The organism is Chromatium okenii, assembly GCF_002958735.1.
GTDB classification, from domain to species: Bacteria; Pseudomonadota; Gammaproteobacteria; order Chromatiales; family Chromatiaceae; genus Chromatium; species Chromatium okenii_A.
The window spans coordinates 553830-570140 of sequence record NZ_PPGH01000037.1; the positions used below are offsets into that span (position 1 = coordinate 553830).

At 45.4% G+C, this 16311-nt stretch carries 10 protein-coding genes and 1 pseudogene; 4 read left to right on the plus strand and 7 right to left on the minus strand.

The window, feature by feature from the left end:
• The first annotated feature begins 5 nt into the window (after positions 1 to 5).
• Both CXB77_RS22200 and CXB77_RS14500 read left to right on the plus strand, forming a co-directional pair.
• Positions 6 to 284 carry a hypothetical protein gene (locus CXB77_RS22200; RefSeq protein WP_242445734.1) on the plus strand — a complete coding sequence of 93 codons (279 nt, stop codon included), beginning with the start codon at positions 6 to 8 and terminating at the stop codon, positions 282 to 284.
• Positions 281 to 6184: a beta strand repeat-containing protein gene (locus CXB77_RS14500; protein WP_242445735.1), complete on the plus strand. Its 5904-nt coding sequence runs from the start codon at positions 281 to 283 to the stop codon at positions 6182 to 6184. Before CXB77_RS22200 ends, CXB77_RS14500 begins: the two co-directional genes overlap by 4 nt.
• Positions 6185 to 6188: 4 nt before the next feature.
• Here the strand turns inward: CXB77_RS14500 and CXB77_RS14505 are convergent, their stop codons facing one another.
• Positions 6189 to 7457 (minus strand): hypothetical protein, encoded by a 1269-nt coding sequence (locus tag CXB77_RS14505; RefSeq protein ID WP_105074453.1) that lies wholly within the window; start codon positions 7455 to 7457, stop codon positions 6189 to 6191.
• Positions 7458 to 7558: 101 nt separating this feature from the next.
• Here CXB77_RS14505 and CXB77_RS14510 point away from each other — a divergent pair, with 101 nt between their 5' ends.
• Both CXB77_RS14510 and ruvB read left to right on the plus strand, forming a co-directional pair.
• Complete coding sequence (locus tag CXB77_RS14510) at positions 7559 to 8140, plus strand: hypothetical protein (protein ID WP_105074454.1); 582 nt, start codon at positions 7559 to 7561, stop codon at positions 8138 to 8140.
• 42 nt (positions 8141 to 8182) lie between these two features.
• Positions 8183 to 9226 carry a Holliday junction branch migration DNA helicase RuvB gene (ruvB, locus tag CXB77_RS14515; protein ID WP_105074455.1) on the plus strand — a complete coding sequence of 348 codons (1044 nt, stop codon included), beginning with the start codon at positions 8183 to 8185 and terminating at the stop codon, positions 9224 to 9226.
• Positions 9227 to 9231: 5 nt separating this feature from the next.
• Here ruvB and CXB77_RS14520 read toward each other — a convergent pair whose 3' ends face one another.
• The 6 genes and pseudogenes from CXB77_RS14520 to purD all read right to left on the minus strand — a co-directional run bounded on the left by CXB77_RS14520 (position 9232) and on the right by purD (position 16228).
• On the minus strand, positions 9232 to 9978 hold the full coding sequence (locus CXB77_RS14520) for a UDP-2,3-diacylglucosamine diphosphatase (protein ID WP_105074456.1): 747 nt from the start codon (positions 9976 to 9978) through the stop codon (positions 9232 to 9234).
• 2 nt (positions 9979 to 9980) lie between these two features.
• Entirely contained in the window at positions 9981 to 10601 is a 621-nt protein-coding gene (locus tag CXB77_RS14525; protein ID WP_105074457.1) for a hypothetical protein, read from the minus strand.
• A complete protein-coding gene (locus tag CXB77_RS14530; protein WP_242445736.1) occupies positions 10598 to 12487 on the minus strand; it encodes a VWA domain-containing protein in 1890 nt (629 codons plus the stop codon). Before CXB77_RS14530 ends, CXB77_RS14525 begins: the two co-directional genes overlap by 4 nt.
• A 54-nt stretch (positions 12488 to 12541) precedes the next feature.
• Positions 12542 to 13222: a sensor histidine kinase gene (locus CXB77_RS14535; RefSeq protein WP_105074458.1), complete on the minus strand. Its 681-nt coding sequence runs from the start codon at positions 13220 to 13222 to the stop codon at positions 12542 to 12544.
• Positions 13223 to 13236: 14 nt separating this feature from the next.
• On the minus strand, positions 13237 to 14850 hold the full coding sequence (locus CXB77_RS14540) for a tetratricopeptide repeat-containing response regulator (protein WP_105074459.1): 1614 nt from the start codon (positions 14848 to 14850) through the stop codon (positions 13237 to 13239).
• Between the two features lie 100 nt (positions 14851 to 14950).
• A pseudogene (gene purD / locus CXB77_RS24700) lies at positions 14951 to 16228 on the minus strand (phosphoribosylamine--glycine ligase).
• Positions 16229 to 16311: the final 83 nt, after the last annotated feature.

Here is a 16311-nt window from a genome sequence, read left to right on the forward strand (position 1 = left end):
GGACGTTGAACAAACTCACGTCGATGCAGCGTCCAAACTCGACGCTTCAGCCACACAGCGCGGCGACGGCGGAACCATTACCGCGATTGGTAAAACCACAAAATTTCAAGGTGTTGCGAAGGCTCGCGGCGGTAAAACTGCTGGCAAGGGCGGATTGGTCGAAACCTCTGGGCATCAATTGGAAATTGAAGGAGCGCGAGTTGATGCTGGCGCGGATCAAGGCGCAGCGGGAACTTGGTTGCTTGATCCAACAACGCAAATCATTACTGCGGCGACGGCAATGAATATCAGCGATGCGTTGGTGAATAATAACGTGACCATTACTGTTGCACATGTTGGCAGTTCAGAATGTGGTGTTTATTCAATTTGTTCAACCGATTATATCAGTGATCTCATTATCAATTCAGACGCAGTGATCAATCCAACCATTCGCGCTACTGCGACGACATTAACTCTGCAAGCAGACCGCAATATCACTTTTCTTGAAGGTGCATTAATTCAAGCCAGCGGCGGCAAATTAAACGTCATTTTGAATTCTGATTTTGATGCAGATGGCATTGGCGCTATCTCCATGTATTCCGGTTCAGCAATTAAAAGCAATGGTGGTTCAATTACTCTTGGTGGCGGTGCAACCAATACAAGTGGTTATCCTATTGGTTATGCAACAGGCTACAACGCTGAAACTGAAGGTTGTTCCGCCAGCACTTGCGGCGATTATCACGCTGGCATCACATTATTGGATGTCACATTATCTTCAAACAACGGCACAATTCAGCTTTCTGGTCGAGGTGATACGGGTGGTGGCACTGGAATTGATTTGCGCAATACGCAAATTGATGCAGGCAATTCTGGTGGCGTGATATTAAAAGGAGAAGGTGTTTACAGCGCAAATTCCAGTGGCGTTGGTATTGCTATTTATGACAACAGCATTTTAGTTGCCGGAGCTAATGGAATTAATTTAAGCGCCAAAGCCAATGTTACTAGCGATATCAATGCGCAAAATAGCTATGCTTTATCACTCGGCGACGCTACAGCAACAGCAGATACTTCGACGCGAATTTACACTATTAACGGTGGTCAATTAACACTTGATTTAGAAACAACGGCCGGAACCGATGACGGATCAAATTGGTATTTTGGCGACATGATGGGTTATATCGGCAATGTCGATCAAACTGGTGATATTTTCATTGCAATTAAGGGTTCTGAAAATGCTAATTTGGCGCTTCCCAATATCAATACTCAAGGCAATCTAACCCTCAATTCAGTCGGTGCAATTCGTGATATTAACAATTCGATCATTTGCGCATCAGGCATTTGCGATATTTCGACTTATCAATCTGTTTCCGGAACAACCACAATTGATGCCGTTGGAAGTAATGTCACACTTGGCAGTTCATCTAGTTTTGACACCGGAAAATTGGTAATTAGCAATGCCGATACTGTATTTGTTGAAACACTTGGTCGCACTGATCTAACACTGGGCAACATTAACGCGAGTGGTTCTATTTTTATTCAAGCGGGCGGAACCTCTAATTTAACTTTAGCTACTGAAAGTGTTATCAGTACATCGTCAAAGAATATAGATGCAGTAACACTTGTTTCAGGCAATCAGTTCATTAACAACAATACAAGTGGAATCTCTATTCAGTTCACTGGAGAGGGAACTCCACGTTGGTTAATTTATAGTAACGATATTGATAATGATCATCGAGGAGGATTAGCAACTAAGCCTTTCTTTAATTATTACGGCTGCGCTTATGATAGTGGATGTTCTGTTTTTTTTCCAAATACCGAAAACGGGTTTATCTACATCAATCAACCAACAATCACCGTAACTGCTGACATCCAAGAAAAGGTTTATGGCGAAATTGATCCGGTGCTGACGTACCAAGTCGACGGACTAAAAAATGGTGATGATTTTTCGATATTTATTGGGATTTTAAATCGTGATTCAGGTGAAGATGTAGCAAGTTATCCTATTCGGCAAGGAACCCTATCAACGAATAATAACTACCATATTGATTATGTCGGAAATAATTTAACGATCAAACCGGCAACACTTAATTTGCTCAATTTTTTAGGTAATAAATTCTATGATGGAACACCGGTTTTTGATTACACTCAATTAGAAATTGACCCAGCAAGTGTATTGGGTAGTGACGACATCATTCTGAGTAGTGGCAATGCTGAAGTCAGTAGTCGTAATGCTGGCATTTATAATGCTTTTATTCGTAATGATTTGAGTTTAAGTGGCAGTGATGCTGCCAATTATAGCATTGTAGGAGGCTCCGTTAATGTCGTGATCAATCCCGCAGAATTAACGATTAACGCAGTTACTGATAATCGCATTTATGATGGGACAATTAATTCAAACGGCGCCGTGTCATTCAGCGGGCTGCAAACGGGCGATACGCTCACCAAATTAACGCAAGTATTCGATAGCAAACATGCGGGCAGTCGCACCTTAAATGTGTTACCTGATTATGTTTTGAATGACGGGAATAGCGGATTGAATTACAGCGTAACGCTTAAATCTGCGAAGGGAATAATTAACCCAGCGGCATTAACCATTAACGCGGTTACTGATAATCGCATTTATGATGGGACAATCAATTCAAGCGGCGCAGTGAACTTTAGCGGATTGCAAACTGGCGATGCGCTCACCAGATTAACGCAAGTATTCGATAGCAAACATGCTGGCAGTCGCACCTTAGATGTGTCACCTGATTATGTTTTGAATGACGGGAATAGCGGATTAAATTACAGCGTAACGCTTAAATCTGCGAAGGGAACAATTAACCCTGCAGTTGCATCATTAAATGCGAGTAAAATTTACGACGGCACAGCTCAATTTAGTACCAGCCAAATCAATGTTACAGGTATTTTCGGTGAGTTATTAACCCTTAATGGCACTGGATTAGCAACCGCAAATAGTAAACAAGTTGCTGATAATGATGTGAATTATCTAAAAGATTTAGCTGATTTAACCCTTGCCAATGGTGTAAACGAATTAGCAAGTGATTATATTTTGCCTGATTTAACTACGCGAAGTATCAATAACAACGTTATAATTACCGCTGCGGATATTAATTTGCTCAGTATTTTTGGTAATAAAATTTATGATGGAACACCTATTTTTGATTACACTCAATTAGAAATTGACCCGGTAAGTGTATTGGGTAGTGATGACATCATTCTTAGCAGTGGTAATGCGGAAGTTAGTAATCGTAATACTGGTACTTATCATGCTTTCATTCGTAATAATTTGAGTTTAAGTGGCAGTGATGCTGCCAATTATAGCCTTGTAGGAGGCTCCGTTAATGTCGTGATCAATCCCGCAGAATTAACGATTAACGCAGTTACTGATAATCGCATTTATGATGGGACAATTAATTCAAACGGCGCTGTGTCATTCAGCGGATTGCAAACGGGCGATACGCTCACCAAATTAACGCAAGTATTCGATAGCAAACATGCGGGCAGTCGCACCTTAAATGTGTTACCTGATTATGTTTTGAATGAAGGGAATGGCGGATTAAATTACAGCGTAACGCTTAAATCTGCAAAGGGAACTATTAACCCTGCAGTTGCATCATTGAATGCGAGTAAAATTTATGACGGTACAGCTCAATTCAGTACCAGCCAAATCAATGTTACAGGTATTTTTGGTGAGTTATTAACCCTTAATGGCACTGGATTAGCAACCGCAAAAAGTGAACAAGTTGCTGATAATGATATGAATTATCTAAAAGATTTAGCTGATTTAACCCTTGCCAATGGCGTGAACGAATTAGCAAGTGATTATATTTTGCCTGATTTAACTACGCGAAGTATCAATAACAACGTTATAATTACCGCTGCGGATATTCATTTGCTCAGTATTTTTGGTAATAAAATTTATGATGGAACACCGATTTTTGATTACACTCAATTAGAAATTGACCCAGTAAGCGTATTGGGTAGTGATGACGTCATTCTTAGCAGTGGTAATGCGGAAGTTAGTAATCGTAATACTGGTACTTATCATGCTTTCATTCGTAATAATTTGAGTTTAAGTGGCAGTGATGCTGCCAATTATAGCCTTGTAGGAGGCTCTGTTAATGTCGTGATCAATCCCGCAGAATTAACGATTAACGCAGTCACTGACAGCCGCATTTATGATGGCACAATCAATTCAAGCGGTGCAGTAACCTTTAGCGGATTGCAAACGGGCGATACGCTCACCAAATTAACGCAAGTATTCGATAGCAAACATGCGGGCAGTCGCACCTTAAATGTGTCACCTGATTATGTTTTAAATGACGGGAATAGCGGATTGAATTACAGCGTAACGCTTAAATCTGTAAAGGGAACTATTGACCCTGCAGTTGCATCATTGAATGCGAGTAAAATTTACGACGGCACAGCTCAATTCAGTACCAGTCAAATCAATGTTACAGGTATTTTTGGTGAGTTATTAACCCTTAATGGCACTGGATTAGCAACTGCAAATAGTAACCAAGTTGCTGATAATGATGTGAATTATCTAAAAGATTTAGCTGATTTAACCCTTGCCAATGGTGTGAACGAATTAGCAAGTGATTATATTTTGCCTGATTTAACTACGCGAAGTATCAATAACAACGTGATAATTACCGCTGCGGACATTCATTTGCTCAGTATTTTTGGTAATAAAATTTATGATGGAACACCTATTTTTGATTACACTCAATTAGAAATTGATCCAGGCAGTGTATTGGGTGATGATGACGTACTTCTCAGCAGTGGTAATGCCGAAGTCAGCAGTGGTAATGCTGGCATTTATAATGCTTTTATTCGTAATGATTTGAGTTTAAGTGGTGCTGAAGCTGCCAATTACAGCGTCCTCGGTGGTTCTGTTAATGTCGTGATCAATCCTGCGGCCTTAACCATTAACGCTATTACCGATAGTCGCGTTTATGATGGCACTACTGAATCAACTGCTGTAGTGACATTTAGCGGGCTGCAAATTGGCGATACGCTCACTGAATTAACGCAGGTATTTGATAGCAAACATGCAGGCAATCGCACTCTAAATGTGTCACCTGATTATGTTTTGAATGATGGGAATAGAGGATTAAATTATAGCGTAACGCTTAAATCTGCAAAGGGAAATATTAACCCTGCGGCATTAACCATTAACGCAGTTACTGATAATCGCATTTATGATGGGACAATCAATTCAAGCGGCGCAGTATTATTTAGCGGATTGCAAACTGGCGATACGCTCACCAAATTAACGCAGGTATTCGATAGCAAACATGCGGGCAGTCGCATCTTAAATGTGTTACCTAATTACATTTTGAATGACGGGAATAGCGGATTGAATTACAGCGTAACGCTTAAATCTGCAAAGGGAACTATTAACCCTGCAATTGTATTACTCACTGCTGCTAAAGATTACGATGGTACGGCACAATTTACAGCAAGCCAAATTAATGTTATTGGTATTGATGGTGAATTATTAACACTTACTGGTTCTGGATTAGCAATAGCTGATAGCGAGAAATCTGATAACACAACTTATTTAATAAGTTTAAATAATTTGACGCTGGCTGATGGTATTAATGGATCGGCGAGTGATTACGTTTTACCTGATGTAACTACACTAAGTACTAACAGCAAAGTAATCATTACTCCAGTCACAATAACAGTAGTTGAACAGGGATCAGAAACAGGGTCAGGTTCAACACAGTTTATAACTCGGACGCCTACAAGAACTGTAATGACTATGAAGATTGATGGAAACACTTCGTGTGTTTTAGTGGAAATTGCGGATTTAATTTCTGCGGTTGCCAATAGCGCTAATTTGAGTTCGAGTTATGACATATTCAAAGCAGCAATTGCATCTGCTATGGTAACAGTACAGCAAACTAGCGATGCCGAACCATCCCAATCAGTATTAAAGCAGCCAGTGGTTATCGCACAACAGGAAGAAGTTTTGCAATCACCTGATATTGCGCAAGCAATTAATTTGGCTGCTATAGAACAAAATCCGGTGATTGAAAAGCAACTGGTAACACCACCATTGGTTAAGTCCGTTAATGTTCAGAGCAAAAATCTGGTAACGAAAGAAAAAGAGAAAGAAAAAGATGACCATTGTGATCCACAAGAATCGACTTTTTCAGATCAGTTTTCGTTATGTCGGCGCTCTAAAAAATAGTGTGCTAGAAGCGATAACCAAAATTCAGTTCTAAACCTTTAATATCACCATCACCAATCATGTATTTAAAACCAAGACCAAAAGGATGACTTGATTGATTTACATCCTGCTTTTCCGTAGCGCGTGCTGGACCAAAAGTAATGCCAAATTCTTGATAGTTTCTGCTATACAAAGCATCACCAAAAAAACTGGTATCCGTCGCAAATAAGTCAATAGTAAATTTTCGATTCCAAAAACGTCGTTGTATTGGAACAGAAAACAGTAGTCCATTGCGAATAATGGTATTCTTTAAATTGTAACTAACGCTGTAGTCGCCAAAGCTAATTGGTAAAGTTGCATAATAACCAACCATGTTTCCCATGCTGATACGCAGAGTATCGCTTTGGTGTAATACCAAATCACTCGTTAACGAACCAGAAATAATTTGTGCAAGTGATCCAAGGTCAGATGATCCAGTAATACCATAGCCAATTGCCGGCGTTAACGACCAACGCGGAAATAGAGCTTTACGATAAGCGATACCGATATTACCGCGATAGGCAGTTGCACCACCAAGTTCCATATAGGTGATTGGGGTACGCACAATTAGGCGATCGTAATTGCTGAAAGTATAGGTGTATGACATGGGAATAGTGAATACGTTTTGAGTTAAATTGCCTACGCTATAACTGCCAAAACGTGCATCAAGACTTAACGATTTTCCAGCAGGTAAGCCCTCATATACTGGGCTGGTTGCAGCCTTAAAATCACCTTCAGCCATTTGCGTTTCAATACTTGCAGGATTGCCCGCAACAGGGTCAGCTGGAGATACTCGCAGCAGTTCTTTTGAAATGTCTTTTCCGCTATTTTTAATATACTCTTCAAATAAATCGTTGCTTGCATTGCGGCTGCCACCTTCAAATACTTTTGCAATGCCTAAACTTGGCACAGCAAACATGAGTGTGGTAGAACCATAGCTATAACCTAAAGTGATTGGTAATCCGCGTAAATCAAGATGGTAAATAGCCGCAGAAACGCTATCTTCATAGGTAGAAAAACGACTACTCATTTGCGTTGCATCAATCTGCGTAATGATTTCGCTAATTGAAGTTGCGCTCACATTAGAAACTGCGCCATCAACGCAGATAGATAGATTAAAAATGTCGTTGCCCGTTGGTGTGGGGCAACTGCACGGCGGACAGGGTTCTGCCGCTTGCCCAGTCAAAACAATGCTATTTAACCAAATTGCCATTAACAATTGGATTAATGCAATTAGAGTTGTGTGTTTTTTCATCATTTCCCCCAGTTAGTTTTAATGCGTTTATTTAACAAATGTAGTATACCGTGTATCATCGGTGTACAAGTTTAATGCTGTTTGCTGTATCGAGGAAACAAATGATTTATTCTCTCGATTTAGATGCGCCGATAATCAGACTAACGCATCATTGTTTATTACGCGGAATGGTTATTTTATGTGCAACTTGGTTGGCTGGTTGCGCGACTAATCCCGATCCGCATCAAGGCGGATTTATTAACGGAATTACTGGACTTGCTAATGGCAATTATCAGCGACGTATTGATGAACGTGAAAGTGTTTATCACACCGAATTGAGCGCCGGAGAACAATTGCGGGCGCAAGCGCAAACCTTGGAACAAGAGCGTGAAGCGATTCGTGGCGAACTGAATCAAGCACAAAGTCGATTGATAACATTGGAAAATCGCATTAAACAGGCGCGTGCTCGGCTCGCCAGTCAGAAGCAGCAGGTTGCGGCGGCACGGGCGCAACAAGCGCGGTTGGCGCAGGCACAAACGCAGTTGGTTCAAACCAAGCGCCAGCTCGCGGCGATCCGTCCGCAGGTGCAAAAAGCTGCGCCAGCGCAGTCGATAGATGCGCTCAAACAACGGTCGCAGGCGCTGCAACATGAGCTGAATGCGATTGATGATCTGGTCGGTAGTGTTGCCGATAGTGGTTTGTAATACTTCAATTTTTTACCTCAGGCTGCGAATGATGTACCTGCAATGAACATTTCTGACCGTTTAATTGATCCTGCTGCGTTGCGCGATGATACCGCGATTGATCGCGCCATTCGTCCGCGCCAACTCGTTGATTATGTGGGACAACCCACAGTATGCGAGCAGATGGATATTTTCATCAGCGCAGCACGAGGGCGCGGTGAGGCGCTCGATCACGTGCTGATTTTTGGGCCGCCCGGTCTGGGCAAAACCACCCTGTCGCACATTATCGCGCACGAAATGCAGGTTAATCTGCGGCAGACTTCTGGGCCGGTGTTGGAAAAGCCCGGCGATTTGGCGGCGCTGTTGACGAATTTAGAACGCGGCGATGTGTTGTTTATTGATGAAATTCATCGTCTTAGTCCTATCATCGAGGAAATACTTTATCCGGCGCTGGAAGATTATCAGCTTGACATTATGATCGGCGATGGTCCCGCAGCGCGGTCGATTAAGCTGGATTTACCGCCGTTTACGTTGGTTGGGGCGACCACTCGCGCTGGGCTATTGACTGCACCGCTGCGTGATCGGTTTGGGATTGTGGCGCGGTTGGAGTATTACTCGGCGGAAGATTTGACGCGGATTGTCACGCGCTCGGCGCAGATTCTCGCCATTGATACCGATGTCGCTGGTGCGGCAGAAATTGCCCGGCGATCACGCGGAACACCGCGTATTGCCAATCGGTTGCTGCGACGGGTGCGCGATTATGCGCAGATTCGTGCCGATGGGCGCATTACCCGCGAAGTAGCGGATCAGGCGCTGGCGTTATTGAAAGTTGACGCGCTCGGTTTTGATCACATGGATCGGCGGCTGTTGGAGGCAGTGATTGAAAAGTTCGATGGCGGACCGGTCGGCGTGGACAGTTTGGCGGCGGCGATTGGTGAGGAACGCGGAACGATTGAGGACGTGTTGGAGCCGTTCTTGATTCAACAGGGTTTTTTGATGCGCACTCCACGCGGACGCATGGCCACGCAAACCGCTTATGTGCATTTTGGATTGACCCCGCCAGCGCCACTGCGTGATCTGTTTTCTCCACCAGAATCAGCGATTTAATTCAGTTAAAGCACTGGTTCGCGTCGCCATTCACCAGTTTGCGGCGCGAACACCAGCATCTCGCCACCCGTCATTTCATCCCATTGCGCCAGCACGCTGCGCCGTGCCGGTTTGCCGTCCAAATCCAGTACATGCTCGTCAGGACGATGCGTGTGCCCGTGAATCAACCGTGTGGCTGCAAAACGGCGCAGAAAATCGTTAACGGTCAATAAGTTAACATCCATGATTGCTGGCGCTTTGTGCGCATTCACATTCATGCTGGTGCGCCGATAGTGCTCGGCAATTTCCCGCCGACGCGCCAGCGATTTCCACAGAAAAAGCTGTTGTAACAACGGATTGCGTACTCGCCGCCGAAATCGCTGATACGCGACATCATCCGTGCAGAGCACATCGCCGTGCAGCAACAACGTCCGTTCGCCCGCGCAATCAATCAACAACGGTTCGCGCCCCAGTCGGCAGCCGGTGTGTCGAAAAAACCGCCGTCCCAGCAGAAAATCACGGTTGCCGTGCAGCAATACACACTCCACGCCAGCGGCAGTGAGATCGCGCAGCGCCGTACTCACCAGCACATTGTGCGGCGCATCATCATCGTCGCCAATCCACGCATCGAACAGATCGCCGAGGATATACAGCCGCTGCGCCTGCCGTGCGCGGTCACTGAGAAAACGCACAAAACGCGTCACGGTCGCTGGGTATTCCGGCGACAAATGCACATCAGCAATCAATAGGATGTCGGTTGGCAAGCAGTGCATGTTTAATTGGGCGAATCAAATAAATCAGTGAGACCGTCTAATTCTTCGGCACTAATTTCTATCTCAGGTTTTTTTTCTACTTTAGGCGATGGTGGTTTAGGTGCTTCGGGCGATTGCGCATGATCTTCCTCGGCATTACTGAATGCAGCAGAGTATTCTTTCATTAACTCATCTAAAGTGTGCCGAGTGTTTTCCAATTCGTCGGCGAGCTTGGCTTTTTCTTCCTCAAGTTCAGCAGTATCAACCATTCCGCTCGGTACTAATTCTGACCAAGGATCAAGCACTTTTGCTAATTCAGCCGGAATTTCTGCCAGCTTTTTACCATCGCGTTCTAAATAAAGACTCAGCATCGCTTGATAAAATGCTTGTTCGCGCAGCGCGTATTCATCCACCTTGGCTTTTAATTCGTCTTCTTGCAAGCGATAGGTCGATTCAAATAGCGTGGTGAGCGCATCCCGGCGCGATATTTCAATGCGTTCAAACTTTTTAGCTACTGCGCCAGCATGTTGAAGATCAGCTTGTGTCTGCTGGCGCTGGCGGTGCACTAAAATCCATAAAATTGCCCACGCAATTAGGGCAAATTCAGTGGCAAGGACGATGCTACTGAGCGTGAGTGCGTTCATGTGGACGTTGCGCCTGCTGAAGATTTGCTTGCCCGCACAACTGTAGTCGTAATTGCGGCTGGCTTCGAGCGATGTAACAACCACCACGTTAGACCGAGAATCAATCCCAACGCGGCATTACCAATCAGCAGATACAGACCAAAATCAAGCCATGAGAACGGCGTATCTGCTGAAGTTTTGGTTTCTTCTGGCACTGCAAAATCGAACGTGAAATTTGCATTTTCTGGTTTAACATCAATCATTTCACCGTTGCTGGTGCGTGCCAACAATCGCGCCTGAACCTGATATTTGCCCGGTTGTGTCACCGGAATCGTCAACACCAACGGCTCGGCGTTTTGGTTGGCAAGGTCAATTACGGTCGCCAGACCCGGCGGTCCTTGAATACTCAAATAACCAGAAAGGGTTTTTCGATCAACAAGATCAGCTTCAAATTCCACCGTGGCAATGATCGCCGCCGGAGTTTTTTCATTTGGATTTTGTTGGGTGTAATGCACTTGCAGCGGCGCACCAATCAGTTTGAAGCGTTTAACCAATTGGCGTTTGAACGTTCCGCTGTCGAGCGTGACCTGAAGTTGATAGCTGCCTGGCGTCAGCAGTTGCGTTTCCAATTCAGCATGAAAATGACTGGTCGCAGCGTCGAGTTCTAAATGCACTTCAATTGGCGCAGCCGCTATTTCAGCGACCGGTTTATCAGCAGGTTTCTCTGCATGTTCAACGGGATGCGCATCTTCATGCGCAGCAACTGTATCTGCATGAGCATCAGCCGGTGGCGGTTTGACCGCAGCAGGCGCTGGCGCAGCGGCAAGGTCTAGCAATGTGAGCGTGGCGGTTGCCGTGACCAATTGCAGCAAATCACTGCGCGTCACCATTTTTCCGTGATCGGTCAACCAAGTTTCAATTGGCAGCGGTGCGCCATGACTTAACGCAGCAGGTAATGGATTGAGTTCAATTCCCAAATCCGTCACGACAACCACCCGATTATCGGGATCAGTAACGCCTTGAAGTTGCCATTGTCCGGGCATCGGTTTGGTCAGCGTGACCAGATCGTAACCTTCTTCCTCGCGCCACAACGCGCCAGGCTGGGGTTTAGTGGCCGAAATAGTTTTGCCATCCGGCGTAATCAGTGCGGTCGTGCGCTCGCTGCCGCGAAACGCTAACAGCGTAAATTCAGACACTTGCCCATCAATCTGAAACCGATTTCCGGTTAATGGCACGGTGGTCGGCGCTGCCGTCTGTTCCAGCATGTGCAAAAAAATCCGCTGCAATTCATCAGCATTCGCCGCAGATTCAAACCAACCGCCAGTTTCACTCGTCAACATCCGCAGCAATTCAGTATCCACTGCATCTGAAAGCGCAATTGCATGAACCTTAACTTTTAATTCCCGCAATTGGTCAATCTGAGTAGAAAGAATACGTTCTCGTGACGCCGCACTTTGATTGGCATCTTTACTAACATCAACCAATCCATCAGTTAATAACACCAGATGGCGGTCGGTTTCTTCAATCGGTGGTTTCCAACCATCAATACCCGCGTTAATTGCTTGTTCAATGTTAGTAAATAAACCACGCGAATGAATACGATCTAACCGACTACGAGTGCGGTTTTTCCACTTATCATCTACCACACTGGGTGGTGATAACACCTCAGCTTTTTCAGCAAATAACCACACGCCAGCTTGTGCATTGGCTGGCAGCAATTCATTCACCAAGCGCAATGCGGGAACACGCAGATTTTGCGGATCATTTTCCTTCATACTGCCAGACACATCAATCAGCAATCGCACTTCTGGTGGTATTGCTGCTGCGCATAATGATGTAGTGCTGATGAATAATACCAGCAGCAGCGATAATTGCCGAATCAAAACGATTAACAAAGGGCGCTTCATTTTAATGATGCTCGCTAAAAATAGCGGTGATAATAGTTATTTTCAGATGTTAATTTACGGCAACCACAACTCGAAACAACTGCCGCTGAGAATATGGGCATTGCGCAGCCGAATCATTCCAGTGCGCCCATCAGAATTGCGATGTAATGCAGCAATGCGTGACGCAAAATATAAACCGAGATGCGTCCGCGACGGATCGTTTGCAATGAATTGAGGTAAACCGTTTTCAGAGGGCAAACAGTGGATTAAAGCATCGGGAAAACCTGCGCCGTCATCTTCCAAACGAATTACACAATAACGTTCTTCAATTGTGGCGCTGAGAAGGATTTTCGTTTTAGCATAACGCCCAGCATTGCCAATGGCGCTATTGAGCAAACCATGAATTAAATCAGCGTCAAAATATCCAGTTAAATGCGGATCGCAACGGTGCGTTAATTCAAGATTTAAGCCACGACACATGGCTTGATTATCGGCAAGTACATCTTCAAAAAAATCATCAAGATTGTGTTCGTTAATCCGCGCCACCAATTGTGCATTACCAATTTTATAGAGATTGAGTAATTGAATTAACGCGCTGTTTGCCCGTTGCGTTTCGTGCTGCAACAGGCTGGCTTGACGCGGATTAGCAATGTGGTTATTCGGATCGTTAACCAATTCATTAAGCGAATTCAGGATCAATCCAAGCGAATTCTTGATGTCGTGAATAGAAGAAGCAAGAACGTCGGAAAAATCCATGATGATTCACTCAATTAGGCAGTAGGCGAGATATTTTTTAACCGCGATACCACTTCATGCAACCGCCAATCCTGTGGAGCAAGTGTTTGTACCCGTTCGACATAACGCCGTACAGTGAGGATGTCTTCCATTGATGCGCCAAACTTTTCCATCTTGATAATCATTGCTTTAGCAGCATTGAGATTAATGGTCTTATTGCCGGGCATTTCATCAGCTGCTTCATGCAATAAATGAATGGCTTCGTCGAATTTACCTTGTTTAATAAGATAAACCCCAGTGTTATTGGTTTTCACTACGCCCTGTTGAATTTCACGGATTGCAGTTTCAGCATCATATTCAAAGCCAGCTTCACGACACACCTGCACCAACACCATTAGGAATTCTTCATCGTCGTGGTTATTCGCAATTACACTTTGAATTAACGCTGTCGCTTTATCGTGATCGCCTAATTGTGCATAGGTTTTTGCCAATTCCAAGCCGAGTTTAGAATTGGCAAGCTCACCGCATTGGCTAATGACTTGCTCGGCACTTTGCAGTGCTGCCGCTGCTGCCACGCTGTCTCCTTGATTCTGCTTAACCGCAGCAGTCGCAGTGGCTTTATAAAAGACTGCTTCTGGTTGATTGGGAAATGACTTGGTAATTTCGCCAATGAGTTTCAACGCTTCAATATGCTTGTTATTCGACGACTTTGAACGCGCCAATCCTGCGAGTAATGAAGGATGATTCAATGCTGAATTTCTCGCCAAAGTAACGGCGCGAGTAAATGCGGTTTCTGCCTGTTCGGGATGTCCATTACTGAGTGCAAGATCACCGAGTTGTTGCTGGCGTTTCAGGGCACGCGGTGAAATCTTCACGGCAGCATGTAATGTCTGTTCGGCGGCATCAAACTGTTTTAATTCCGCCTGCGTTTTTGCCAGCCAGTCATACGCTGTAACTAAATTAGGATCGAGTTCAATCAATTGCTGAAACATCTCTAATGCTTGTTGATGTTTCTTTTTCCAATACAGCACTTTTCCAATGCCCAAACGCGCCCATGATACTTCGTGTTCGTGCAATACCTTTTCAAAGATCACCATCGCGTCATCATAGCGATTGGCGGTCATGCAAATCTCAGTTTTGAGCTTGAGTAAATCGGGAAGGTTCTTGGGATCAGTTGCAATTAACGCATCAAGTTCAGCAATGGCAGTATTATAATCTTTTACAATCATCGCTTTACTGACTTTTTTCAAATCCGCTTTGCGCTCAAATAGCTTATCTAAACGCCGCTGGAGGATTTCTTTGGTGAAGGGTTTGGAAAGATAACTGTCTGGTGAGTATTCCACTGCGCTCATCACCATGTCGCGGGTGTTTTCAGCAGTAATCATAATGAAGATGCTGTCAATGTTAAGCAGCAGATTATGACGCGCTTCTTCTAATACCTGTTGCCCATCTTTACCGGGACCGAGGTTGTAATCGCATAACACCACGTCGTAACGTTTACCCGTCATCTGCGCGATAGCATCATTACCATCACGGGCTTGATCAATTTGCGTGACTTCGAGTGAACGTAAAATACTTCTGATCGCCGAGCGCACATCGCTGAAGTCGTCGATAATCAGAAATTTCTTGTTTGTAAATTCGTCTGTCATCGGGTTGCGCTCCTGCGCGTTTTTTAATCGACTATTGCGGTTGCGAATAGCTATTGATATTACTCTGCGCTCTCACTGACATTCAAGACGCTTTAACTTTTTAACGCGCAATTGTTTCGCGGGCAATAGCACGATAACCAATATCATGCCGACAAAAAGCGCCGTCCCAATGAATTGCTGCCAGCGCCTGATAAGCCCGTTGTTGCGCGGTTGCCACGTGCTCGCCGAGCGCCGTAACGCACAGCACTCGTCCCCCATTGGTTTTAACTACGTTATCAACAAGTTGTGTGCCGCATGAAACACTTTTAACTCGGACGCAGCGATCACTGCTCTAAACCGTTGATAACATCACCAATTTTTGGCGTATCAGGATAGCCAGCCGCTGCGAGCACAACACCCACCGCGGCGCGTTCATCCCAATCTGCGGACATTTCCGCCAGTCGCCCCGTCACGGCTGCCATGCAGAGTGCAACGAATATCCGAACGCAGGCGCATCAATAACGGCTGGGTTTCAGGATCGCCAAGCCGACAATTGAACTCCAGCACTTTCGGCGTTCCATCGGCAGCAATCATCAGTCCGGCGTATAAAAAGCCTCGATAATGAATGCCTTCGGCGGCAAGTCCGGCAACCGTAGGCGTAATGACTTCGCGCAAAATGCGGCGTGAATTGCGGGTGTCACCAGCGGCGCAGGCGAATATGCGCCCATCCCGCCAGTATTTGGACCCTGATCGCCATCATCGCGGGCTTTATGATCCTGCGAAGTCGCCAGCGGCAGCACCTGCTCGCCATCAACCATGACGATAAAACTCGCCTCTTCGCCCGTTAAAAATTCCTCAATCACCACTCGCGCACCGCTGCGCCAAACCGCCCAGCATCCAGCATGTCGCGCACGGCTGCCTCGGCGGTCGGCAAATCTTCCGCGAGAATCACGCCTTTTCCTGCCGCCAACCCGTCCGCTTTAATCACAATCGGCGCACCAACGGCGCGTAAATACGCCAACGCAGGCGCAATTTCGGTAAACACGCCGTAAGCCGCAGTTGGAATTGATGACGTGCTAAAAAATCCTTGGCAACGCTTTGGAACCTTCCAATTGTGCCGCAGCACGGCGTGGCCCGAAACAGGGTAAAGCGGCAGCTTCAAACGCATCGACGATGCCAGCGACCAATGGCGCTTCTGGCCCAATGATTGTGAGATCAATGGCTTGCTCGCGGGCAAAGTGCACCAACGCCGGAATATCGGTGCCGCGATCGGCACGTTTTCGACGCCGGATTCTTGCGCCGTCCCGCCATTGCCGGGTGCCACAAAAACCTGCGTGGTCAACGACGATTGCGCCGCTTTCCACGCCAGCGCGTGCTCGCGTCCGCCATTACCAATAATAGTACTTTCATGTTTTTTATCGTGTTTTATGGTTTATGAATAAAGTTGTCGATTGTCAGGAACGCAGGATCAGTCAATCATGC